The sequence below is a fragment of the Segatella copri genome (assembly GCF_024330485.1).
GTDB classification, from domain to species: Bacteria; Bacteroidota; Bacteroidia; order Bacteroidales; family Bacteroidaceae; genus Prevotella; species Prevotella copri_L.
Genome location: NZ_JANDWX010000016.1, coordinates 1 through 24,871, shown reverse-complemented (window position 1 = coordinate 24,871; position 24,871 = coordinate 1). Strand labels below are relative to the sequence as shown.

Sequence of the window (24,871 nt, the reverse complement as noted above, 5' to 3'; positions counted from 1 at the left end):
GCAGCAGAAATCAAAACATTAACGCTAACAAATTAAACATTTAAAGTATGAACAACTTTTTAAATGGAAAGAGCGCAGCTATGATGCTTGCACTTTCATTGGTAAATGTTACAGCAGCTTTTGCACAGGATGATAATTCAAGTGCTAAGGAAGAGGGTAATCGTAATGTGATGCTCAATGCAGCCAGTGCGAATGGTCCTCGTGAGATTCAGATAGGCTTGCCTTCTGCCGATGTCAACGTGTTGGAGAATGGTCTGCCTGTTACTTACGCTACCAATCCTCATTCTGTCAATACTATCTGGCGTGGTGATGCAAGTTTGAGCCATCAGGGTTTGCTCAAGATTGCCGAGACTGCCATCACTACCGGTAATATCGGTTATGCCGTGAACTCTTTCACCCAGAAGGGACAGAAAGGATTCAATGGTACGCTGAACTATAAGAGCAATCATTTCGGATTGCAGGAATTCTCTCTGAATATGAATGGTGATTTGGGTAAGGACTGGTACTACAGCTTTAATATGTATCAGGATTTCGATCCGGGAACCTTCAAGATTAAGTCTACTCCTTATCAGGACCGTACTCAGATTTACAAGGCACTCCTCACCAAGAAGTATAACGGCAATCGTGGTGAGTTCACTGCCATGTATAAGTATGCCAATAGCCATAACGTGTATAGCTATGCTACCCAGAGTGCTCCATTTATCTATGTAGGCGATGGAAGCGTGAAGGAGTATGGAGATTTTAAGCTCGGAACTACTTCTTATCTTCCTGTAGATAATGATATGACCTATCGTGATATGCGTACTGGTGAGTTGAAGCAGACTTCTCTCTATGATGCCTGCCTGAACAAGACAAGCGAGGTAACCCTGATGAACAACTATCGTTTTGACAACGGTTTGAACTGGAAGGCTACCTTGAAGTACGATCACTCACGTGGTGCGATGGTTTACCAGTCTCCAATGTCTATCATCGATTTGAAGAGCGCTGCCAATCAGGGCGTATATAATTATATGTATCGCGACATCAACGGACAGACCAAGGCTTACAATGGTCAGTATGTTCAGACCCGTATGTCTTGTCTCAATGCCGGTAAGATTGATGAGGCTCTCTTCACCACCGAGCTCAGCAAGAAATTCAGTACTTCCACCTTCCGTCTTGGCGTGAATGAGTGGTTCTACCATATCGATTATTGCTCAAATACAACCATGTATGACCAGAGTGTTCCTGCAGATGGCAATTATGCCTTGCGAGTTTGGGATGCCAACCAGCGCACCGGCTATTTCTATGATTTCAACAAGAACGCCTCTGAGTATTACAAGGGAAGCGAAAACAAGCTGGCTCTCTACTTCACTCACGATTGGGATGTCACCAACAAGTTGAATCTCTACTATGGTGCCCGTCTGGAGTGGCAGAAGCTGAAGGGTGAAAACGCAGCAGTGAAGAATGCAAAGGGTGAATTCGTAGGCCGTTTTGTCGATTACTATCTCGGTGCTACGGCACCAGATAAGACTACTAAGATTGCTCCGGCAGACTTGAGTTACAACTGGTTGAACTACGATTTCTCTGTAGCAGCAACTTATAAGTTGACCGACAATTTCGGCTTCACTGGCGATTTCACTTACATCGTTCAGCATCCAAAGTTTGAGGCTTTTGCCCCAGCTACATTGCCGAATACGGATAAGATTTCTGTGCCACTCGGTCGTGCAGGTATCTACTACAATAACTCATGGTTGAGTTTGACATCGTTGTTCTCTTACATATCAAAGACCAACAACAACTCAACTCTGAATTTGCAGCATGGCAGTGAGATCAAGGCAGCTCCTTTGACTTACGATATCCAGACATGGGGATGGACAACCGACGCTGTGGCTCATCCATTCAAGGGATTCGATTTCCACTTCCTCTTCACTTATCAGAAGCCAACTTACAAGAAGTATGAAACCAGCATCACCTTCAGCGATGGCTATGTTGGCAAAATCAACGCCACTGGCAATATCGTAGCAGAGATTCCTCAGATTCTCATCGAGTTGGATCCTAGCTACATGATTACCAAGGACATTAAGCTCTGGACCAGTTTCCGTTACTTCAGCAAGACCTACGCCAACATCAACGAGGCATATTACTTCAACGGTCACTGGGAGACTTTCGGAGGTTTGAACTGGCAGGCAACCAAGCGTCTGGCTCTCGGCTGCACCGTAGTCAACTTCCTCAACCAGACTGGTGCCAAGGGTAGTATCGCAGGTGCCGAGCTGATTACCAAGGATGAGGCTAAGGGAATCAAGAATCAGATTATGACGGGTAGCTATCTTCGTCCATTCACAGTAGAATTCACAGCTTCGCTGAAGTTCTAATTAGTTCAAACATAATAAGATAAGGCAGTACTATATAATAATGTATAGTGCTGCCTTTTTCTTGTTTGGGTTTTGAACTTTGGAGAAAACGCTGTTTTCCATAATAAAATAGGTGAAAAGAGTGTTTTTATCAGTCATGATTAATAAAATGGAGAAGTTTTAGTGCTTGTCTTCCTAAAAACGTCCGTAAAAGAGAAGTTTTAGGAATCAATTCCTAAAACTTTCTAAATAATCGTACTTTTAGTATGTAGATTCCTAAAAAATATGTATATTTGCAGCATGACATGTAAAAATACAAAAATGAAGAGAATAGAACGACATAACTATCTGCAAAAGCTGATAGCTTTCAAGGATAAAAAGCTTATCAAGGTGATAACAGGCATCCGCCGTTGTGGTAAATCGACCATTATGGAGATTTATCGTGACTGGCTGATAGCTCATGGAGTAATGCAAGAGCAAATCATCTATCTCAATTTTGAGGACTATGACTATTTTGAATTGCGAGACCCAAGAAAACTGTATTCTTATGTCAAACCTTTGATACAGCAAGATAAGATGACTTACATCTTTTTTGATGAGATACAGCATGTCACGGATTTTCCGGATATCATCAATAGTCTTAATTTGAAGCCAACAGTTGATTTATATGTGACGGGTTCGAATGCCTACATGCTTTCTAGCGAGATAGCTACACTCTTGTCTGGCAGGTATGTAGAGATTGCGATGCTTCCGTTGTCTTTCAAGGAGTATGCGGAAGGTATCGGTGGTACGGACCATCTTTCACAGACATATATAGAATATGTGAGCAAGAGCAGTTTCCCATATACATTGGAGTTGGATACGGCTAATGAGATTAGCGATTACTTGAATGCTGTTTACAATACGATAGTGGTAAAGGACATCATGAGTCGAAATAAACTTTCCGATGTGATGATGTTGGAGAGCGTGATACGTTTCACGGCAGATAATATCGGCAATATTCTCTCGACGAAACGTATTGCAGACTTGATGTCGGCTGATGGGCGAAAGATTGACCAAAAGACCGTGGAGAAATACCTGTCAACCCTTTGCGAGTCTTTCTTCTTGTATGAAGTGAAGCGATATAACATCAAGGGTAAGCAACTCCTCAAAACTTTGGGAAAATACTATCTGGTGGATATTGGTTTGCGACGTATGTTGCTTGGCTCTCGCTCTTTTGATGCAGGGCGCATTTTGGAAAATATCGTTTTTCTGGAACTCTTGCGTCGGCAGAAGAAAGTGTATATAGGCAAGATGGATAACTTGGAGGTTGATTTTGTTGCTATTGACGAGGATGACATCACCTATTATCAGGTAGCTGCAACGGTAAGGGATGAGAAGACCTTGAAGCGCGAACTCGCTTCGCTTCAGCAAATCAAGGACCAATATCCCAAGTATATCTTGACGCTCGATGAAGACCCGACGGCAGATTATGATGGTATCAAGCGAATCAATGCGTTGAAATGGCTGATGGGGGAAGTATAGTCTTGTTGTCTCCAAGGAGATGTGAGGAAAAGAATCGTTCATGTACTGCAAAAGATGTTGCATGAACGATTTTTTGTATCGGATGAAACGAGATTTATATGATAATTCCTGCTTTATTCTTATCTTTGCAGCAGATTTAAACAATAATGCTAACAATTTAAAAAGAAAACGATCATGAAATCCAATTCAATGATTACCAAGGCTGCCTGCCTCATGTTGATGGCATCAGCTACAACTTCTGCCTTTGCACAGAAGATGAACATCGAACACAAGGGTGATACTACTATCATCAAGGTGGAGAATCCTACCAAGTATCTTCTTCTCCCTATCCAGGAAGAGAAGGATGAGGCTCAGGTTTTGCTTGATACAGGTTCTAAGGATGATACCTGGATGGACGTTCGCCTGGCTCAGAATGGTTCTGATTACTATGTGCCTTTCGCTTTGGGCAAGGGTAAGACTGCTACAGTCAAGATTCTCGGTTTGAAGAAGGATGCTTTGGCACTCAACTTGCTCAAACTTAGCGATACATTCGATACTACCAACACCGATTACTATCGTCCATCTTATCACTTCACTCCGCTCTACGGCTGGATGAACGACCCTAACGGAATGGTGTATAAGGATGGTGAGTATCATCTCTATTTCCAGTATAACCCATACGGAAGCAAGTGGGGCAATATGCACTGGGGACATGCCGTAAGCAAGGACCTAGTTCATTGGGAGCATCTCGATCCAGCCATCGCCCGCGACCCTGTAGGTCATATCTTCTCTGGTAGTTCGGTTGTGGATAAGAAGAATACGGCAGGTTTCGGCAAGAATGCCATCATCGCCATCTATACCAACAACAGTAGTGTAAACCATGATGAGGTGCAGTGCATCGCTTATAGCAATGACAATGGTCGTACCTTTACCAAGTACGAGGGCAACCCAGTGTTGACTCCATTCGATGGCTTGAAGGACTTCCGTGACCCTAAGGTGTTCTGGTATGAGAAGGGAAAATGCTGGTATATGATTGTTTCTGCTGATAAGGAGACCCGCTTCTACAAGTCAAAGAATCTCAAGAAATGGACTTACGTGAGTGCCTTTGGTAAGGGTTTGGGTCAGCAGCCATGCCAGTATGAGTGCCCAGACTTCTTCCAGTTGCCTGTAAATGGTGATAAGAAGAACATGAAGTGGGTGATGACCATGAATATCAATCCAGGTTGCTGGTTTGGTGGCAGTGCAACCGAGTATTTCGTAGGCGATTTCGATGGCAAGAAGTTTACTTGTCCTGATGCCCACGATGTGAAGTGGCTCGATTGGGGTAAGGATCACTATGCTACCGTTACCTTCTCAAACACAGGCGACCGAGTATTGGGTATCACCTGGATGAGCAACTGGCAGTATGCCAACCTTACTCCGTTCAAGCAGAACCGTGGTGCCAACGGTTTGCCAAGAGAGTTGAAACTTTACGAGAAGAATGGCAAGTATTATGTTTCTGAGAATGTAGCTCCTGAAGTATATGCTTTGAGAAAAGAAACCAAGGATTTGGCTGATGCTTCTGTTGCTGATGCCAAGGAGCAGAAGGGTGTTGCTGCCAATATGAATGGTGCTTTCGAAATCGAGGCCGATGTAACTCCAGATGCCAACGGCATTGCCGGTATTGAGATTTCAAACAACAAGCGTGAGCGCACCCTGATTTACTTCGATATGAAGCAGGGCAAGGTGGTAATGGATAGAACTGAGAGTGGTTTGACCGATTTCGGCAAGCAGGCAGTTCCTCACGATATCGAGTTGGCTTGGGACAAGCAGCGTGCAGCTGAAGGCAAGGAGCCTGCCCGCATTGCCAACTCCATCAACTACAAGAACGATTTCGCTCTGGCTACCTGGGCTCCATTGAGTCTTTGCGAGGATAGCAAGAAGACCTATCATGTTGATATTTTCGTAGATAAGTCATCTGTAGAACTCTTCGTAGATGGCGGCCGTATCGCCATGACCAATCTCGTGTTCCCTGTAGCTCCATACGAGAATGTGAAGCTCTACACCCAGGATGGCAAGGCTGAGTTCAAGAACCTGAAGGTTCATAAACTTGGTTTGTAATCATGTAGATATTGTATAGTCGAATTGTAGGTTTAAATGTAAATAGTAATGAGTCGCAACCTGATAATATTTTAGGTTGCGACTCTTTTTTTCGGTTCAGGGGAGATTGTCCGTGGATAAAACAACCTCTGTTTCTTATTTACCGGTTTGCTGTTTCATTCCCTCAAAAAACTTTTGCTGCAATTGTTTGGCCAGTTGATTATCTGGGTTGAGTTTGAGAGCTTTCTCGTAATCCTGCATCACTTCCAGATAATAGCGTTGACCGTTTTGTCCAGGATTCTGTACGATGCGTACCATATAGAGAAAACCGCGAAGGGTACAGATGTCAGACGGGTCAGCATGCTTTATATTCTCCATCTTGGCAATAGTTTCTTCAGTCTCTTTTAGAAGATTTTCTGTTTGTGGAGCATGCGGATTCATCACGGAATAATTGAGACTTTGCAAAACTATCTGAAACTTGGGCTGGATGCTATCAGGAAACATATCATCAATACGCTTCATCTCTGCAATACAATTAAGTATGCTCTCTGATGTCGGTTGCTGAAGTTTTGCAAGCGACTGTCCGATAAGCCCCTGCATTGTGGATTGCTGGGCATAGATAACTACAGATGTTGTCATGAAGAAGACAGACATCAATACGAATCGTTTAAAAGTTTGAAATGTCATATGCTTTATTATTTTTAAGTGAAACAAATATGCCTATATATAAAAATCTGTCTCTAGAAGGAACTATCGAACGTCCGTTAGTATTATATCCGAAAATGTTTGTACGGCCGAGGATGTTGTTCAGAGAAGAATAGATAATGACCTTGGGACTTAGCAGATAAGTAAGGTTTATATCTACGCTATTATAATGTGGTGTCTTGCCAATCAGAAAATGACGTCCGCTTGCATACGATTCAGTCAGCCCAATGATTGCTTTGCCGAATGAATATTTTGCTGTCAATCTCAGATTATGCCTTGAGGCGTAGTCAGGTATTCGCTCTTCTGTGTATTCGTGATAGAATCGCTTGGAATCGTTGTAGGAATATGAAAATGCTGTGGTCAGATGTTTGAAAAGCGAATGCTCTTCTACAAAAATGTCTATACCTTTACTCTTTCCATATCCTTTCGGTTGGTAAATACCCTTTTCCCATAAAGGCAATCGCTGATATTTTTTCCAGTAGGGTTCTATTCGTATGAGTGTACCAGGCGACTTATATTGTATGGATAGGATAGCATGATCTGCCGTACTTTGTCCAAGAGATTTCTTGTTTGTTGCAAGATAGTCATCTTCTGGAATCTGGCTATACCGACCGGTAGCAAATGAAAGCTGAAAATTCTTGTTAGGAATATAACATAGTGTAGCCCTTGGCATAAACAGCCAGTTGGCATGAGCCATATATTCTGTCCTTGTCGAAATATTCAGGAACACATGGGGCATCATCCTCCATTGGGCATCAATATGAGCAGCAAGAATATTATAATCCAACTTGTAGCAATCGTTTTCGTACTCCATGAGGCTGTTTCGCTGATAGTCCTCCATTCCTGCCGATATTTTTAGTGCATCCGAGCAAATTTTGCGTATTCCTGTTTTCAGATGTATCTCATTCCTGAAGTTGTAATATCGGTCACCAGCAATCTTCGCATCTTCTATATCGTTGAATACCGATGAGCTTGCCATACCACAAAAGAGCGTGTAGCCAGCACCCCACTGTGCCTTATAGGTTGTGTTGGCATAGATATTATTCTCTTTGAGCGAAAGGTTTTGGTTGTCTATATGCTGTCCTACAGATGTAAAATCATAGCCAACGTATGTTTTCAATATTCCGGCATTTCGGAACTCATTCTTGTATTGTGATTCGCCAGAAAGTTTTAGATAAGGCTTGTTGAAATCAAGCCTTTCTGAAAATAACTGATTGTAGATTCCCAAACTTGTTAGTGCGGCATTAAAGGATAAGCTGCTGTGGGAATATGCCTTGGTGCCACCGATGTTCCAGTCAACCAATGATGCGCTGACTCCATATTTGTCACTTGTTGCAGCATCTGATGTTTCCATAGGGAGAACGGAGGAAAGTGCTTGTCCATATTCTCCGCTATATCCACCAAGAGAAAAGTTGATACCTTTAAATATAAAAGGAGAGAATCGTCCACGTACATCAGTATTTTCTGTGTTTGTACTATATGGAACAAGGACGTGCATTCCGTTAATGAAAGTCTGGCATTCTTCGCTTTCTCCACCACGGACATAGAGCTTTCCGTTTTCTCCCACTTTTTGAGTGCCGGGTAAAGTTTGCAGGGCTGCAACAATGTCCCCGCATGAATTACCTGCCATCACAACATCTAAGGCATCCATAGTCTTGAAGTTGTCACTTTTCCCGAAACTGTAAGTGCTGGCAGATATTACAACTTCTTGGATTGCCGTAGCTTTTTCTTTCATTTGGATAGAAAGATTATGTAACTTGCAGGCATCTGCAGTCTGCATATATTCTTCAAAACCAATCATGGTAATCTTGATAGACGCTTCTCCGGTTTTTGATGTGGAAAAGGAAAACCTGCCCAGAGAATCTGTCAGGCATCCATCAATTGTGCCCATGATGAAAACATTGGCACCAGCAAGCGGTTCCTGACCGCTTTTTACCATGCCTGATATGATGGTCTGTGCAGCCAGGTTGCAGACTGAAGTCAGCAGCAATGCGATATGTATTATTCGATGTTTCATGCCGCAAAGATACTGCATGAAACTGGAGTTACCAAATTCTTAGGATATACAACTAAAACTTATGATAGAAAGCTAGTTAAGATGCCGAATAACTAAGTTGAAGGACAAATAACTATGTAAGATAAGTCTTTAACTTGGGCACAAATTTTCGGGAAACGGGTATGATGTTTGTGCAATTTCCGAGAGTCAGTTGATAACCATTTGAGTTGCCTCGTGCCGAAGTGATATTATTCACATTGACAGCAAAAGAACGGTGACATTGGAAAATGTTCTCAAACTCTTTCAACTCTTCAAGAGCATGGGTTAGAGTTGTATGGATATCAACAGCAACAACATTACCTTCTTTTAGAAAACAGACGGATACATTGTTTTTCTGTGCTTCGATATAAAGTAGATCGTTGATGGCAATCGACAGATCGTTTCCTCTTACGTTAGTATCATGGATGGTAATAGATACTTCTTCCTGTTCCTTTGTTGTATTGCGCAACAACTCTTCCATTCTCTCTCGTAATGTTCTGTTGTATTGCATTCCGATAGATAATGTCGTAAGAAATATGCCTATGATAATAGTCCAATTTAGAAACAAGAGAAACAGACTGAATGTAATCGTATAATGAAACAAGTACGAGAATAGGAGGAAATTACCGAAGGCAATGATGAAAATCAGTCCGAGTATAGCTACTCCTTCATGCCAGATACGCCAGGGCTTGATAGTTTGATGCAAATACTTCAATATCGTTGCAGCGTATGTTATGTGGCATCCAAAAGTTACCAGTCCGAATAATGTAGCAACAAAGCATTTGTTACCTTGATATAAGCAGAGTCCAAATGGCTGCAGAAAATATAAAATTACCCAAATGATGAAGCCAAAGATGCTACTATCTTTTAGCAAGTGTTTACTCTGTTTAAAAGGATATGTTCGAGTTAGAAACGACATGTTGAATCTGATTTATTTAATTAACGCAGCACTATCATTTATCTTCTTTATCAGAGTACCTAAGCTACTCTGTTGGTGCACTGGGATGCTTGCCATATCCAGACATTTTGTTTATTATCGTGCTGCAAAAATAAAACAAAGTTCTGAATGACACGGCAAAAGTACAAATAAAATTTGAGAAACGCACTTTTGGAGACGTTTATTTTGGTAATGAAGCATTTTCTTATGATGTCTCAGGACTTTTTTTCTTGATGACATCTGTAACTTTCTGCGCCTTCCCAGGTCCGAAGGTGTAATAGATAGCCTCTTCCTCATCACATACCTCGCCTTGCGAATTGGCAAGGGTACTCTGTTCGACCTCTCGGGAAGAAAAGTCCTTGTGCCACAAAAAGGACACATTTATATTATGGGCAACAAGAAAGTCGTATGGTAGGAACGTGTGTTTCGGATAAAATATAATAAAAGCCGCAGTTTGTAAAAGCAAACTGTGGCTTTTTCGTTTTTTTATGCTATCTTTGCACACAGATAGTGTTTTTAAAGATAGATCATGATGGAACAGCAAGTAAAACTACTACCTTATGGGGTGGCAGATTTTGTTACGGTAATAGAGCAGAATCTATATTATGTGGATAAGACGATGTTTATCCCGGAGCTGGAGAAGCAGCCTCGCAATCTCTTCTTCATCCGTCCTCGTCGTTTTGGTAAGAGCATATTCTTGAGTATGCTCTATTCTTACTATGACTGTACGCAGAGCCATAAGTTCCAGAGTCTTTTTGGAAATCTGTGGATAGGCCAGCATCCTACTCCTTTGCAGGGAAAGTATCAGGTGCTGTTCCTCGATTTCTCCCAGATTACGGGTAATATCGACAAGCTTGAGACGAAGTTTAATTCTTATCTCAGCATCAACCTCGATGCTTTTGTCCGTCAATACTCAGAATATTATCAGGCAGAGATGGAAGAAATCCTGGCGCAGGAAGATTTCGAGGAAAAGATGGAACTGATATTCAAGGCTGCCAAGGCGCACCAGTATCATCTGTATCTCATCATCGATGAGTATGACAACTTCACGAATGTCATACTCAACGAACGTGGTGAGAATGTGTATCATGCGATTACCCATGCCGACGGCTTTTATCGTGATGTCTTCAAAAAGTTCAAGGGTAATTTTGAGCGTATCTTCATGATGGGTGTGAGCCCTGTAACCCTGGATGATGTGACGAGTGGATTCAATATAGGTTGGAACATTTCTATCAAGCCGGAGTTTGATGAGATGCTGGGCTTCTCTACCACTGATGTGGTGGAGATGTTTACCTATTATAAAGAACATGGTAGTATTCCTGCCGATAGTGATATTGATGCCATCGTCAATGATATGAAGCCATGGTATGATAATTATTGCTTTGCTAAACAGGCATTGAAGAAGAAAACTCGTATGTTTAATTGTGATATGGTTCTTTATTACCTTCGCAATTATATGGATGCCGGATGTCCGCCTGAAGAGATGATTGACCCGAATACCCGTACCGATTACGGCAAGATGAAGAAACTCTTGCAGTTTGACAAGCTGGATGGAGAGCGTAAGGGCATTATCCGCAAGATAGCAGAAGAGGAGCAGATTGTTACCCAGCTTTATGAGTCGTTTTCTGCGTATCAGATTCCAAAGGCAGAGATATTCCCAAGTCTTCTGTTCTATTATGGCATGTTGACCATCAAGGGAACTCGTGGCTCCAAGCTCATTCTGGGCATTCCAAACAATAATGTCCGCAAGCAGTATTATGGTTATCTGGAAGAGGAGTATCAGGCAAAGGCTTATGTGGATGTCAACCAGCTCACCGATTACTATTATGACATGGCATACGATGGTAAGTGGGAAGAAGGATTGCGCTTCATGGCAGATGCCTATGCCAAGGTTTCATCGGTGCGTGATGGCATTGAGGCTGAGCGAAACCTGCAGGGATTCTTCATGGCTTATCTGAATCTGAATGATTATTATATCACGGCTCCAGAGTTGGAGTTGAATCATGGCTATTGTGATTTCTTCCTTTTGCCAGACCTTACCCATTATGCCAGTCAGCATAGCTACATTCTGGAATTGAAGGTTCTTTCTAAGAAAGATTTCTCTGCGATAGTTGAAGGTGAGTTTACGGAAGATGGCAAGCCTATGACCAAGGCAGAGAAACAGTGGCGTGAGGCTGTAGAACAGATTCATCGATATGCTGAGGCTCCAAGGGTTGAGGCTTTGCGCCAAGGCACAAAACTCCATCTCATCATCATGCAGTTTGAGGGGTGGGAACTTAAACGGATGGAAGAAGTATGAAATCAATGAAACGACTCTATATTATCTTAATAGTATTACTTAGTAGTATGCTTCTTCTTCTGGATTCATGCACCCAGAAGAAGATGGTGATTGGTGTGTCGCAATGTTGCGGCGGAGTTTGGCGCGAGAAGGTGAATAATGAGATGCGACTGGCGCAGTATCAATATAAGAATGTTGATCTGCTGTTTTCCACGGGAGAGAATGACGGGCAGCGCCAGGCTCGCCAGATAGACAGCATGATAGCCAGGAAGGTAGATTTAATCGTTGTGGCTCCTGATAATGTGAATGATGTAACTCCTGCCATCGAGCGAGCTTATCGTGCGCATATCCCGGTTATCCTCTTCGACAGAAAGGTAAAGACACCCCATTATACAGCTTCCATCGGTGGTGATAATGTAGAAGCGGGTAGGGAAGTAGCCCGTTTTCTTGCCAGTAAACTGGATGGAAAAGGTACCGTTGTTGAGATTACGGGCTTGAAGGATGCTTCCCCTGTCATTGAGCGCCATCGTGGTTTCCACGAGGTGATGAAGAATTATCCGGGAATCAAGGTGGTTACCCTGGACAGTAACTGGAAGATGGAGCGTGCCCAGGAGTTGATGAAACAATATCTGGATAAAGGCGGACATGCGGATGGTGTGTTCGGACATAATGACCTCAGTGCCATAGGAGCCTTTCAGGAAGCAGAGAGACGAGGAATATACAAGCAGATGCTGATAGTGGGCATTGATGGATTGCCTGGTATCTGGGAAGGAGTGGATAGAGTGAAGAGGGGGCATTTTGCTGCTTCTTATGTCTATCCTACCCAGGGCGAAAAGATTATGGAATTGGCTATGAATATCCTTCAGGGTAAACCCTATAAGAAGGATAATGTGATGAAATCATTTCTTGCTACCCCTGAAAATTGCGATGCCATCGCTCTACAATATCAGGATTTGGAAGCCAAGATGAAGAATCTGGATCAGATTTCTGACAGTCTTGATTCTTATTCAGAGGTTTCCCGTATTCAGAAATGGATGATTATTGTTGCCATCGTCATCGTATTGGTTCTGCTCTTTGTCATCTACTATATATATAAGGTATATAGAAAGAAGCTGCAGAAACAGAAAACCGTGGCTCGTGGCTTCATCGAGAACAAGGAGGGTTGGGTTGCTGAACTGAATCATCTGGATGAGAGTGATCGTTACTTCATGGACCGTTTCAAGAAGAAGATCCTTGAAAATATGGGCAATGCTGATATGAAGATGGATGATTTGGGAGCCCAGATGCTGTTGAGCAAGGTGCAGCTCTATCGCAAGGTGAAGGCTATGACAGGAAAAACGCCTGCCGAGCTCTTGAAAGAGATGCGCCTGCAGAGAGCCTATACCCTCTTGCAGCAAACAGACAAGACAATCTCTGAAGTTTCGGCAGAAGTAGGCTTTGCGTTACCGGGCTATTTCTCTTCCTGTTTCAAGAAGCAGTTTGGAGTTCTTCCTACCGATTTTAGAAATGAACAGGCATCTAAAAAGAAATAGTTTTCTAACTCCTTTAAAATAAGTACTTTAAAATCTTAGCAAAAGATAAGAAAATCGTTTCATGTAACATAATTATTGTTGCAGGAACGATTTTTTTTATTCTCATATCCAATCTTTGCCTAATTTTGCGGCAGAAATTAAAATAAAACAATTTTGAAACTTAAAACGTTATAATAGTATGAACAATCTTTCAAGATTACTGATGAGCTCTGCGCTCTGTACTGTTTGCACCGTAGCTAGTGCACAACAGGTAAATGTAAATGGCATTGTGAAAGATGCTGCTGGTGAGACAGTCATTGGTGCATCTGTCATGGTGAAAGGCACAAAGACTGGTACTGTTACCGACTTTGATGGTAACTTTCATGTAGAATGTGCTCCTGGTTCCACACTTGTTATATCTTATATTGGATATAAGACGCAAGAAGTAAAGGCTTCAGACAATATGGAGGTAACACTTCAGGAAGATGCCAACGACTTGCAGGAAGTAGTTGTAACAGGTTATACCACTCAGAAGAAGGCTGACTTGACCGGTTCCGTGGCTGTGGTTTCAACCAAGAACCTGAAGACAAGTTCAGAGACTGACCCGATGCGTGCTTTGCAGGGTCGTGTTCCTGGTATGACTGTTACTACCGATGGTTCTCCTATTGGTTCAGGAACCGTGCGTATTCGTGGTATCGGTTCTTTCAACTCTTCTCAGGATCCGCTTTATATCATAGATGGGGTGCCTACCAATATGGCTTTGAATACCCTCAATACAAATGATATTGAGAGTATGCAGGTTTTGAAGGATGCCGCTTCGGCTTCTATCTATGGTTCCCGTGCATCGAATGGTGTCATCATCATCACCACCAAGAAAGGTAAGAAGGGTAGCAAGGTTGCTGTTGACTTCTCTGCCAACCTCACTGCACAGTTCTATTCCAACCAGTCGAAGATGAAGCTGATGAACTCCAGCCAGTATGCTACTGCGATGGCTCAGGCAGCCCTGAACGATGGACTCGATCCTGTAGCTTATGCTGCCAACTACGGCATCGACTTGAATGCGGCCTCTGGTACTCCAATCACCGTTTGGAATCCTGCTACCAACCAGTATCAGAACTATACTATCAATGGTCGATATGATGGCTACATCAATGCCAAGAAGACCATGCGATTCTCAGATACCGACTGGCTCGATGAAATCTCTCGCACAGGTTTCTCTCAGAACTACGACCTCTCAGTATCTCATGCCAATGACAAGCATAGCGCTATGTTCTCCTTGGGATACAAGAACAATGAGGGAGTCTTGAAATATACCGACTTTGAGAATATCTCAGCTCGTTTGAATACCTCTTGGAATTTGAACAAGATTGTTACCGTAGGTGAGAATGTGACATTGACTTATACCTCTCAGGTAGATTGCCATCCGATGGAGAATGCCTTGAAGATGCCTTCCATCGTTCCGGTTTACGAAGAAGATGGCAAGACCTTCGCTGGTCCTGTAGGAAGTATGGCCGACCGTCAGAACCCTTGTCGTGAGCAGTATCAGAACCGCAATAACCACCTCGACTACTGGCGCATCTTCGGTAATGCCTTCGTAGAATTGAAACCTGTCAAGGGATTGACCCTGCGTTCTAACTTCGGTCTGGATTTCAAGACATCGTTTATCAATGCGATGACGAATACTTATCATTCCGATATTGTCAACAATGACATCGCCAAGACTACGCTCTCGAATAACAATGAGACTAACTGGACATGGTCTAACACCGCCCAGTATGTTACCCAGATAGGCAAGCACAACATTGATGTACTCGGTGGTATGGAATTTTCCAAGCAGTCGGTTATCGATTTCTCAGCCTATTCAGAAGGCTATGCGCTGGAAGATAAAGATTATATGTGGCCAAATGCTGCAACAGGAACGATGCGTAACTCGGGTGCAAAGGTAGGCTATCGCCTGGCTTCTTTCTTCGGAAAGGTGAACTACAACTGGGATGATCTCCTCCTGGCTTCCTTCACCATCCGTCATGATGGTTCATCACGTTTCGGTAAGGCACATCGCTGGGGTACTTTCCCTGCTGCATCACTCGGTTTCAGATTCTCTAATCTCCTGAAGAAGGATTGGTTGGATGATGCCAAGTTGCGACTCTCTTGGGGTCAGACAGGTAACCAGGCTATCGACAACAATGCACAGTTTGGTCTTTATGTAGTGGATTACGGATTAGACCGTGTAACCTCTACTGCATACGACCTCTTCCTGCAAGGTTCAGGTACCTTCCCTTCTGGTTATCGTGCCACACAGTTGGCTAACCCTAACTTGAAATGGGAGGCTGCTACCCAGTATAACGTAGGTTTGGATTACACCCTGTTTGGCAACACCCTCTATGGTACAGTGGATGCCTATATAAAGAATGTAAAGGATATGTTGATTAATCCTGCTTATCTGGGTGCAACTGGTGAAGGTGGAAATTCATGGCAGAATGGTCCTTCGCTCCGCAACTGGGGTATGGAGTTCACCGTGGGCTATCGCAAGACCTTGGCTAATGGACTTGGCATCGACGTGAACGGCAATCTGGATTTCTTCCGCAACAAGGTTACTTATTTGCCAGCAACAACAACAGGTGCTTACGCTCACACATCTACGGAAAACCTGGTGCAGAGTGGCAAGTCATATGGTTCTATCGTAGGTTATGTAGCCGATGGAATTTTCCAGAATCAGGAAGAAGTAGATAAGTCTGGACAGCCAAACGCACGTGTCGGTGGATTGAAATACAAGGACTTAGATGGTAAAAATGGAATTACTTCAGATGACCAGACTTGGATTTGCGACCCTGTGCCAGCCTTCTCTTATGGTTTGAATATTGCTCTCAACTACAAGGGCTTTGATTTCAGTATGTTCTGGCAGGGTGTCTATGACCAGGATGTGTATAACAACCAAAAGTTCCAGACCGACTTCTGGGCTATTACTGATGGTGGTTCTAACAAGGGAACCCGTTTGCTCGATGCTTGGAATACCAACAATACCGGTTCTTCTATCCCACGTCTGAGCACCATGAACACAGCCGATGAGGGTCGTGCTTCCTCTTACTACGTTGAGAATGGATCTTACTTGAAGTTGCGTACCTTGCAGGTGGGTTACACCATCCCAAGCAGCATCCTCTCTAAGTTGAAGATGACAAGTGCCCGTGTCTATCTCTCAGGTCAGAATCTTTTGACCATCAAGAGCAATAGCCTGACCTGTTCAGACCCAGAGAATCCAAACTGGAACTATCCGCTTTCAACATCCGTATCATTCGGACTTCAGGTAGGTTTCTAAAATGTTTCATATTTTTAAAGAGAATTCTAAGATGAAAAAGTTATATACAATGGTGCTTGCAGCAGCACTGGTAGGAACATTCACCAGTTGTGATGATTTCCTGGATTACACCCCAACAGCTGTGGTTGATGAAGACAAGGCTTTCAGCGAGCCAGACAAGATGGTAAACAGTGCCTATGCGATGTTGGGCGACTGTTGGTATTCTTACCCATTCAACCTTTGGCCATACGGTGACCTTTCTTCAGACGATTGCTTGAAGGGTGGCGGTGGCACCGGTGACACCGGTTATCACGATGTGGAGATCTGGAGTACCTTGACCTCTACTAAGGGCGAACTCGACGAGTTATGGTATCGTCTCTATTGTGCCGTTTCCCGTTGCAACCGTGCTTTGGTTTCTTTACAGCAGAATGGTGAGAGCACACTGGGTGCTGAGGTAACCAAGCAGCGTGAGGCTGAGGTTCGCTTCCTCCGTGCTCATTTCTATTTCAAGTTACTTAGCATGTATCGTCAGATTCCTTGGATAGACGAGAAGGTTTATGAGGATAAAACAACAGAGAGCACATCAAACACTCAGTTTACTTACGAGGAATTGTGGCAGAAGGTGATAGCTGACTTCCAGGCAGCATACGATGTACTTCCTGCTAAGCAGAAGGATGGCGGTCGTGTCAACAAGATTGCTGCCGCAGGTTATCTGGCTAAGTGTTATCTTACCATTGCCTGGGGTGATGGATATGAGGCAACCGATGGTGTTGACCATATTAATAAGGAGTATATGCAGAAGGTTGTCGACTATACTGATGTGGTGAAGAATTCAGACTATGGTTACATGGCAGACTTCGGCGACATCTTCCTGCCTGACAATAAGAACAGCAAGGAGTCAGTTTTTGCTGTCCAGGCTTCCGACTATAGCGAGGACCATACCACCTTCGGACGTGGCAACTGGTCTAACGTGCTGAATGGCTGTTGGGGTATGTGGTCTTGCGGATGGGATTTCCACAAGCCTTCACAGAACTTGGTGAATGCCTTCAAGACCAAGAACGGACTTCCTGAGTTTGATGACTACAACAAGACTTGTGATTATCCTGTAAATGGTGAGCCTAATAGTCAGAAATGGGATCCACGTTTGTTCCATACAGTAGGAATGCCTACCTTCCCATATAAATATGAGTCAGGATACACGATGACTACGGCCAACTCTCGTACACCAAACGTTTATGGTTACTATACCTCTCTGAAGGAAGTACCACAGCGTTCTAAGGGTGAAACTTTCAATGGCTCTTGGCAGGCGTTTGCCATGAACGACTATGTGCTCCGTTATAGCGACATCATGTTGATGCGCGCTGAGGCTTTGATAGAGTTGGGCCGTCTGGCTGAGGCTCGTACCATCATCAACGATATCCGTCAGAGAGCCAAGAATTCTGTGGATAAGCATATTGAATATGCCAAGGATCAATGTGATATAGCCCTTTATCCGGAGTCTTATTTCCAGAATAAGGAGACCGCAAGAAAGTGCCTGCGCTGGGAACGTCGCCTGGAGATGGCGATGGAGAACGGCCGTTTCTTCGATCTGCGCCGCTGGGGCATTGCTTCTGAGACATTGAACAAGTATTTCGAATCTGAGAAGAAAGATCAGTATGGAGAGCAGACATACGCTCAATACCTGAAGGATGCCAAGTTTACTCCTGGCAAGAACGAGTTCTATCCGGTTCCATATAACCAGCTGTATTACATTCCTGGTCTTTATAAGCAGAACAAGGGATATGAGTAATTACCTATCGGTATTTTTAGATAATAATTTCAGACACTTAGACAATGAAAAAGATATTTATTTCAGCGCTTGTCGCTCTTTGCGGTTTCACCGCCAGTTATGCCCAGCAGGCTTCCTTCTTGAGCAATAACCATTGCCTTTATCGCATTAGCGTAGAGAATCAGGGCAAAAAGTGTCTCTTGCTTCCTGTGCAGGAAAATGCAGAGATAGCCAATATTAAGGTGATTGCCAACAACAAGCAGGTGAAAGCCCTCAATGTGAAGTTGGCTAAAGACCACGTAGATTATTACGTACCTCTCTATATGGATGAGTTTGCTGGCTTGAAAGGCCTGGCTCTCGATATCCATGTCAATGGCGATTATAGTAAGGAAGGACTGAATGCCCTCACTTGCTGGAAGGAGATGAAGTTCTCTGATGCTTTCGATATGAAGAATCGCGAACAGTATCGTCCGGATTTCCATCACACTCCTGCTTACGGATGGATGAACGACCCTAACGGTATGTTCTATAAGGATGGTGTATGGAATCTCTATTTCCAGTATAATCCTTACGGATCACAGTGGGAGAATATGACCTGGGGACATTCTACTTCCACCGACCTGGTTCACTGGAAGTTCCAGGGTACTCCTATCCAGCCAGATGCTGTAGGTACCATCTTCAGCGGTTCTGCCGTGGTTGACAAGAACAATACCTCGGGTTTCGGAAAGGATGCTGTGGTTGCACTTTATACTTCTGCTGCAGAAAACCAGACCCAGAGCATGGCTTACAGTACAGATAACGGCAAGACCTTTACCAAATATGAGGGAAATCCGATCATCACCAGCACTGTGCCTGATTTCCGTGACCCTCACATGTTCTGGAACGAGGACATCAAGAAGTGGAATATGATTCTGGCTGCCGGTCAGCACATGGAAATCTATTCTTCAGATAACTTGAAGGACTGGAAATACGAAAGCTCTTTTGGTGAGAAGTATGGTAACCACGGCGGTGTTTGGGAATGCCCAGACCTGATGAAGCTGAAGGTTCGTGGCACCGATAAGGAGAAGTGGATGCTCATCTGCAACATCAATCCTGGTGGTCCATCCGGTGGTTCAGCAACCCAGTATTTCGTAGGCGATTTCGATGGTTATAAGTTTACTTGCGAGAGCAAGCCTGAGGTAACCAAGTGGATGGATTACGGAAAGGATCATTATGCTACAGTTACTTTTGATAACGCACCAGAAGGTCGCCGTGTGGCTATCGCTTGGATGAGCAACTGGCAGTATGCTAATCAGGTTCCTACCCAGCAGTACCGTTCAGGCAACTCTATTCCTCGCGATTTAGGTCTCTTCGAGTATAAGGGTGAAACTTATTGCAGCGTGGTTCCATCTCCAGAGATGACTGCGGCAAGAAGCAAGAAGGCTGGCAAGAAACTCACAGAATCTTGCGAGATGGTAGTGAATCTGAAGGGAAATGCTACTATCACTTTGAGCAACGACAAGGGCGAGAAGGTAGTGATGAACTACGATGCCAAGGCAGAAACCTTCTCAATGGATAGAACCAAGAGCGGTAAGGTAGATTTCAGCAAGGACTTCGCTGCAGTCACCAAGGCTCCAACCTATGGCAAGATCAGCCAGCTGCGCATCTTCATTGACAAGAGCAGCATCGAGGCACTGGATGCTGACGGCAAGATGTCTATGACCAATCTCGTGTTCCCAAGCAAGCCTTACAACAAGGTTACTGTAAAGGGAAAGGGTAAGTATCAGGTTTACGACATCAAGTAACCTCATCTGTTAAGAACTGAATCTATAACACTATTGTTTCTAAGAGTGTTACTGATGTAACAATGCAACATAAATGGTAGCCGATGAACGATATTTTATGATATATTGTATCGTTTATCGCTACCTTTGCACCAGCAAAATAGAAACAATAACGCTAACAATTATGAATAAATCATCAAAGTTATCAATCATCCCGGTGATGCTCTGTTTCTTCGCCATGGGATTTGTAGATTTGGTAGGTATCGCCTCCAACTACGTAAAGGAAGATCTCAACCTCAATGATGCAACAGCCAATCTGTTCCCATCGCTGGTATTCTTCTGGTTTCTCATCTTCTCGGTTCCTACGGGAATCCTGATGAATAAGATAGGTAGAAAGAAGACAGTACTCCTGTCTTTGCTCGTTACCGTTATCTCACTCCTTTTGCCCATCTTTGGCGAAAACTTTGAGCTGATGCTCGTGTCGTTCTCATTGCTCGGCATCGGAAATGCCTTGATGCAGACATCCCTGAACCCTCTGGTTTCGGTGGTGACATCAGGTCAGAACCTGGCATCCACATTGACCTTCGGTCAGTTTGTCAAGGCGATAGCTTCCTTCCTGGCTCCATACATCGCTATGTGGGGCGCCATGGCAAGCATTCCTACCTTTGGTTTAGGCTGGAGAATTCTCTTCCCAATCTATATGGTTATCGGAATCGCAGCTACCTTCTTCCTGGCTGGTACACCTATCGAGGAGGAGAAGAACGAGGGTAAGGCTTCCGGCTTTGGCGAGTGCTTCAAGTTGCTTGGCAAACCTATCGTGCTGCTTTCCTTCATCGGTATCATGTGCCATGTAGGCATTGATGTAGGTACCAATACCACAGCTCCTAAAATTCTGATGGAGCGTCTGGGATGGACGCTGAACGAGGCTGCCTTCGCTACATCGCTCTACTTCATCTTCCGTACCATCGGATGTTTCACCGGTACTGTTTTCCTCCGCATGATGAAGACCCGCACTTTCTTCGTCATCAGCGTAGTGATGATGGCTCTGAGTATGATAGGCATGTGGGTAGGCGAGAGCAAGACGATGCTTTATATCGCCATCGCCCTCGTGGGATACGGCAACTCAAACGTCTTCTCCATGATTTTCTCTCAGGCACTTCTTGCCATGCCTGACAAGAAGAACGAGGTGAGTGGACTGATGATCATGGGACTCTTCGGTGGTACCGTCTTCCCGTTGATTATGGGCTTTGCCAGCGATACTTGGGGTCAGGCTGGTGCTGTGGCTGTCATGGCAGTTGGTGTACTTTATCTCTTCACTTATATCCGCAAGTTATAATATAAATCATCCGCAATCGTTTATATCGTATATAATAAGATGTAATTATGGAAACAAAGAATTTAAATACAAAATATTGTGTAGGTTTGGGCGAAATCCTCTTTGACGTTCTCCCTAGTGGTTCTCAACTCGGCGGTGCTCCTGCCAACTTCGCTTACCACGCAGGTCAGCATGGTTTGCATTCTGTAGCCGTGAGTGCTGTGGGTAAGGATGCCTTGGGCGAAACAGCCCTTCGCATTCTCGATGAGAAGAAGTTGAAGTATGTAATGCCTGAAGTAGATTATCCTACCGGTACAGTTCAGGTGCAGCTCGACAAGGAGGGCGTTCCTACTTACGATATCAAGCAGGGTGTGGCTTGGGATAATATCCCGTTCACCAGTGATATCAGGGAGATTGCTACCAATGCAGGTGCTGTATGCTGGGGTTCTCTGGCTCAGCGCAGTGAGGTTAGCCGTAAGAGCATCTATCAGTTCCTCGACCATACTCCAGAGGATTGTCTGAAGATTTTCGACATCAATCTCCGTCAGAACTTCTATACTCCTGAGGTGATTACCGAGAGCTTGAAGCGCTGCAATGTGTTGAAGATTAACGATGAGGAGTTGATTACCATCGGACGTCTCTTTGGTTATCCAGGTTTGGATATCGAGAACAAGTGCTGGCTGATTCTCGGCAAGTATAATCTCGATATGCTTGTGTTGACCTGCGGTGTAAACGGCAGTTATGTCTTCGCTCCAGGCGTGAAATCATTCCAGGAGACTCCAAAGGTTGAGGTGGCTGATACCGTAGGTGCAGGCGATAGCTTCACCGGTACTTTCTGTGCCAGCATTCTGAAGGGCAAGAGTATTCAGGAGGCTCACGAACTTGCCGTAAAGGTAAGTGCCTACGTTTGTACCCAGAATGGAGCGATGCCTCAGATTCCCGAGGAATACACCCGTTAACCCCGCTTCCCCTATTGGTTATATAGCAATATAAGATGATAGGTTTAAAGAATAGTTGATTTAAAGTTAATGTTAGTTAGTAAGCTGCATCCTGTTTGCGAAGAATGGGTGCAGCTTTTTCATTTTCAGAAATACAATCTCTCAATTACAATAAAAGAACCCCCTAAAATGGTAAAATGATGCCTCAAAATGGCAGAAATGAATAAAAAGATAACGTTTTCATTAAAAATATTATAAAAGAGTTGCAGATTAATAGATTATTTTGTACTTTTGCATCTAAAATATTAGTAGAACATTAAAAATATAGATGTTATGAAAGACTTAGATTGGTCTAATTTGTCATTTGGCTATCGCCAGACTGACTACAATGTTCGCTGTTACTATCGCGACGGCAAATGGGGCGAAATAGAAGTTTGCTCTGATGAGTATTTGAAATTGCACATGGCTGCAACCTGTCTGCACTATGGCCAGGAGGCATTCGAGGGCTTGAAAGCTTATCGTTGCCCAGACGGTAAGGTGCGCGTGTTCCGTATGGACGAGAACGCTAAGCGCTTGCAGAGCACATGTCGCGGCATTCTGATGCCAGAGGTGCCTACAGAAATGTTCGAGGAAATGGTGAAGAAGGTGGTTCGCCTCAACCAGGAGTGGATTCCTACCTACGAGAGTGGTGCTACGCTCTATATCCGTCCGCTGCTCATCGGTACAAGTGCTCAGGTGGGTGTTCATCCTTCTAAGGAGTATTGCTTCCTTATCTTCGTAACTCCAGTAGGTCCATACTTCAAGGGTGGATTCTCTACCAACCCATACGTCATCATCCGTGATTTCGACCGCTCTGCTCCTCTCGGAACAGGTATCTATAAGGTTGGTGGAAACTATGCTGCTTCTCTCAGAGCCAACAATATCGCTCACGAGAAGGGTTATGCATGCGAGTTCTATCTCGACGCCAAGGAGAAGAAATACATGGATGAGTGTGGTGCTGCCAACTTCTTCGGAATCAAGAATAATACATACGTTACTCCTAAGAGTACATCTATCCTCCCTTCTATCACCAACAAGAGTCTGATGCAGTTGGCTGAGGATCTCGGTATGAAGGTGGAGCGCCGTCAGATTCCTGAGGATGAGCTGGATACTTTCGAGGAGGCTGGTGCTTGCGGTACTGCTGCCGTAATCAGTCCTATCAGCTACATTGATGACTTGGATACAGGCAAGCGCTACAACTTCGGTGAGAAGCCAGGTCCTATCTCTAAGCACCTCTATGATACGCTCCGCGGAATGCAGTATGGTACCATCGAGGACAAGCATGGTTGGACAACCGTAGTTATTGAGTAATCAATGACTTCTTTATTGCGTAAAAACCAATATTAGAAATATAATTATGATCAGGGCACTTTGAGGAGTTCACGCTCCTTGGAGTGCTTTTTTTATGTCTTTTTTCTTGGAAGTTTCATAAAAATATCGTAACTTTGCCCGCAGAAATATAACTTCTTAAATAAAGAGGATATGAGTCCTAAATTTAAAGAAATAAATGGCTTTGTGTTCAAGATCTATTCCAATGAGGAAAAGAGAATGCATATTCATGTCGTTAAGGCCGAAAATGAAGCTAAGTATTGGCTTGAACCCAATATTGAACTAGCAGAAAATTTCGGATTCAATACTAAAGAATTAAGTTTTATAGAAAAAATACTTAAAGATTATGGAGACGATTTTAAAATCAAATTCGCAAGACACACAGGTAAGCGTCTTGATGATAAATGATAAAGGCATTATGCTTTCTGTGAAAGGAAACGATTATTTCATATCTTATAATCGGATTCCTTGGATGAAGAATGCATGTATTTCTGATGCTCTTGATGTGCAGATGAGTGGAAGGAATGCCATAGAGTGGCCTAAACTGGATGTAGATTTAGAAATAGAGAGTTTAAAGCATCCTGAGCGTTATCCTCTTATTATGAAGAGAAATGAAATGGAAGTTTTATAGAGTCTCAAATAAAAAAGGCAGAAAGCCTCTCAGTATCGTTTTGCTGAGAGGCTTTCTGCCTTTTTATGCCTGGGGGTTAACAGAGTTAACAGTTAACAGCTGTTTTTTCGATACTCCCCCTCGCGCGTACCTTATTATAATATAATATATATATACTTATTTTTATATGTGTGTGGGGGGACCATGCATTTTTGGGGTGTTAACTGTTAACCTGTTAACCCCTCGCTCTTTTTTCCCCGTCTCTGTGCTTTGCGGGGCATAAGTCATAGAGTTGCGGGGGAAGAAGCTATGAGTTAGGATTTTTAACATAAAGCTCTAAAGCAGCCAAAGGAGAATAAGAGAGGTTGGAACGTAAACAGTTGGGAATGAGTAGATTTGCACAAAGTTGCCAAATCGGCATAAAGCAAGCGAGTGAGGA

General features: G+C 43.6%; 17 protein-coding genes. 13 read left to right on the top strand and 4 right to left on the bottom strand.

Annotation, left to right across the window (positions count from 1 at the left end; translation table 11 throughout):
- The first annotated feature begins 47 nt into the window (after positions 1–47).
- The 3 genes from NNC77_RS09955 to NNC77_RS09945 all read left to right on the top strand — a co-directional run bounded on the left by NNC77_RS09955 (position 48) and on the right by NNC77_RS09945 (position 5,933).
- The gene (locus NNC77_RS09955) at positions 48–2,351 is read left to right on the top strand and encodes a TonB-dependent receptor (RefSeq protein WP_203055153.1); all 2,304 of its coding nucleotides are present in this window, start codon (positions 48–50) and stop codon (positions 2,349–2,351) included.
- Positions 2,352–2,651: 300 nt separating this feature from the next.
- Entirely contained in the window at positions 2,652–3,854 is a 1,203-nt protein-coding gene (locus NNC77_RS09950; RefSeq protein WP_254970743.1) for an ATP-binding protein, read from the top strand.
- A 174-nt stretch (positions 3,855–4,028) separates the two neighbouring features.
- Positions 4,029–5,933 carry a GH32 C-terminal domain-containing protein gene (locus NNC77_RS09945; protein WP_254970744.1) on the top strand — a complete coding sequence of 635 codons (1,905 nt, stop codon included), beginning with the start codon at positions 4,029–4,031 and terminating at the stop codon, positions 5,931–5,933.
- A 135-nt stretch (positions 5,934–6,068) separates the two neighbouring features.
- On the opposite strand, the gene NNC77_RS09940 is transcribed toward NNC77_RS09945, so the two are convergent.
- The 4 genes from NNC77_RS09940 to NNC77_RS09925 form a co-directional block, all read right to left on the bottom strand.
- On the bottom strand, positions 6,069–6,599 hold the full coding sequence (locus NNC77_RS09940; protein ID WP_254970746.1) for a hypothetical protein: 531 nt from the start codon (positions 6,597–6,599) through the stop codon (positions 6,069–6,071).
- Positions 6,580–8,634 carry a TonB-dependent receptor gene (locus NNC77_RS09935; RefSeq protein WP_254970748.1) on the bottom strand — a complete coding sequence of 685 codons (2,055 nt, stop codon included), beginning with the start codon at positions 8,632–8,634 and terminating at the stop codon, positions 6,580–6,582. The genes NNC77_RS09940 and NNC77_RS09935 overlap by 20 nt, the downstream gene beginning before the upstream one ends.
- Before the next feature lie 112 nt (positions 8,635–8,746).
- Positions 8,747–9,133 (bottom strand): LytTR family DNA-binding domain-containing protein, encoded by a 387-nt coding sequence (locus NNC77_RS09930; protein ID WP_254970749.1) that lies wholly within the window; start codon positions 9,131–9,133, stop codon positions 8,747–8,749.
- 661 nt (positions 9,134–9,794) lie between these two features.
- Positions 9,795–9,959 carry a hypothetical protein gene (locus NNC77_RS09925; protein WP_254986878.1) on the bottom strand — a complete coding sequence of 55 codons (165 nt, stop codon included), beginning with the start codon at positions 9,957–9,959 and terminating at the stop codon, positions 9,795–9,797.
- A gap of 162 nt (positions 9,960–10,121) precedes the next feature.
- Here NNC77_RS09925 and NNC77_RS09920 point away from each other — a divergent pair, with 162 nt between their 5' ends.
- The 10 genes from NNC77_RS09920 to NNC77_RS09875 all read left to right on the top strand — a co-directional run bounded on the left by NNC77_RS09920 (position 10,122) and on the right by NNC77_RS09875 (position 24,453).
- Complete coding sequence (locus tag NNC77_RS09920; protein ID WP_254970772.1) at positions 10,122–11,888, top strand: ATP-binding protein; 1,767 nt, start codon at positions 10,122–10,124, stop codon at positions 11,886–11,888.
- On the top strand, positions 11,885–13,399 hold the full coding sequence (locus tag NNC77_RS09915) for an AraC family transcriptional regulator (protein ID WP_254970754.1): 1,515 nt from the start codon (positions 11,885–11,887) through the stop codon (positions 13,397–13,399). Before NNC77_RS09920 ends, NNC77_RS09915 begins: the two co-directional genes overlap by 4 nt.
- 178 nt (positions 13,400–13,577) lie before the next feature.
- On the top strand, positions 13,578–16,691 hold the full coding sequence (locus tag NNC77_RS09910; protein WP_254970755.1) for a SusC/RagA family TonB-linked outer membrane protein: 3,114 nt from the start codon (positions 13,578–13,580) through the stop codon (positions 16,689–16,691).
- A gap of 31 nt (positions 16,692–16,722) precedes the next feature.
- On the top strand, positions 16,723–18,459 hold the full coding sequence (locus NNC77_RS09905) for a RagB/SusD family nutrient uptake outer membrane protein (RefSeq protein ID WP_254970756.1): 1,737 nt from the start codon (positions 16,723–16,725) through the stop codon (positions 18,457–18,459).
- Positions 18,460–18,503: 44 nt separating this feature from the next.
- Positions 18,504–20,222: a DUF4980 domain-containing protein gene (locus tag NNC77_RS09900; RefSeq protein WP_254970758.1), complete on the top strand. Its 1,719-nt coding sequence runs from the start codon at positions 18,504–18,506 to the stop codon at positions 20,220–20,222.
- Between the two features lie 163 nt (positions 20,223–20,385).
- Positions 20,386–21,537 (top strand): MFS transporter, encoded by a 1,152-nt coding sequence (locus NNC77_RS09895; RefSeq protein ID WP_118079346.1) that lies wholly within the window; start codon positions 20,386–20,388, stop codon positions 21,535–21,537.
- A 47-nt stretch (positions 21,538–21,584) separates the two neighbouring features.
- Positions 21,585–22,475 carry a carbohydrate kinase family protein gene (locus NNC77_RS09890; protein WP_254970763.1) on the top strand — a complete coding sequence of 297 codons (891 nt, stop codon included), beginning with the start codon at positions 21,585–21,587 and terminating at the stop codon, positions 22,473–22,475.
- A gap of 312 nt (positions 22,476–22,787) precedes the next feature.
- Positions 22,788–23,804 (top strand): branched-chain amino acid aminotransferase, encoded by a 1,017-nt coding sequence (locus NNC77_RS09885; protein WP_254970766.1) that lies wholly within the window; start codon positions 22,788–22,790, stop codon positions 23,802–23,804.
- A 171-nt stretch (positions 23,805–23,975) separates the two neighbouring features.
- Entirely contained in the window at positions 23,976–24,230 is a 255-nt protein-coding gene (locus NNC77_RS09880; RefSeq protein WP_117586454.1) for a DUF4160 domain-containing protein, read from the top strand.
- Entirely contained in the window at positions 24,169–24,453 is a 285-nt protein-coding gene (locus tag NNC77_RS09875; protein WP_228121585.1) for a DUF2442 domain-containing protein, read from the top strand. The genes NNC77_RS09880 and NNC77_RS09875 overlap by 62 nt, the downstream gene beginning before the upstream one ends.
- Positions 24,454–24,871: the final 418 nt, after the last annotated feature.

Coding starts and splice junctions, on each gene's coding strand:
- NNC77_RS09935 (WP_254970748.1), bottom strand. CDS start 8,634: ATGAAACATCGAATAATACATATCGCATTGCTGCTGACTTCAGTCTGC.
- NNC77_RS09955 (WP_203055153.1), top strand. CDS start 48: ATGAACAACTTTTTAAATGGAAAGAGCGCAGCTATGATGCTTGCACTT.
- NNC77_RS09900 (WP_254970758.1), top strand. CDS start 18,504: ATGAAAAAGATATTTATTTCAGCGCTTGTCGCTCTTTGCGGTTTCACC.
- NNC77_RS09885 (WP_254970766.1), top strand. CDS start 22,788: ATGAAAGACTTAGATTGGTCTAATTTGTCATTTGGCTATCGCCAGACT.
- NNC77_RS09915 (WP_254970754.1), top strand. CDS start 11,885: ATGAAATCAATGAAACGACTCTATATTATCTTAATAGTATTACTTAGT.
- NNC77_RS09875 (WP_228121585.1), top strand. CDS start 24,169: ATGGAGACGATTTTAAAATCAAATTCGCAAGACACACAGGTAAGCGTC.
- NNC77_RS09930 (WP_254970749.1), bottom strand. CDS start 9,133: ATGGAAGAGTTGTTGCGCAATACAACAAAGGAACAGGAAGAAGTATCT.
- NNC77_RS09890 (WP_254970763.1), top strand. CDS start 21,585: ATGGAAACAAAGAATTTAAATACAAAATATTGTGTAGGTTTGGGCGAA.
- NNC77_RS09950 (WP_254970743.1), top strand. CDS start 2,652: ATGAAGAGAATAGAACGACATAACTATCTGCAAAAGCTGATAGCTTTC.
- NNC77_RS09945 (WP_254970744.1), top strand. CDS start 4,029: ATGAAATCCAATTCAATGATTACCAAGGCTGCCTGCCTCATGTTGATG.
- NNC77_RS09880 (WP_117586454.1), top strand. CDS start 23,976: ATGAGTCCTAAATTTAAAGAAATAAATGGCTTTGTGTTCAAGATCTAT.
- NNC77_RS09920 (WP_254970772.1), top strand. CDS start 10,122: ATGGAACAGCAAGTAAAACTACTACCTTATGGGGTGGCAGATTTTGTT.
- NNC77_RS09905 (WP_254970756.1), top strand. CDS start 16,723: ATGAAAAAGTTATATACAATGGTGCTTGCAGCAGCACTGGTAGGAACA.
- NNC77_RS09940 (WP_254970746.1), bottom strand. CDS start 6,599: ATGACATTTCAAACTTTTAAACGATTCGTATTGATGTCTGTCTTCTTC.
- NNC77_RS09895 (WP_118079346.1), top strand. CDS start 20,386: ATGAATAAATCATCAAAGTTATCAATCATCCCGGTGATGCTCTGTTTC.
- NNC77_RS09910 (WP_254970755.1), top strand. CDS start 13,578: ATGAACAATCTTTCAAGATTACTGATGAGCTCTGCGCTCTGTACTGTT.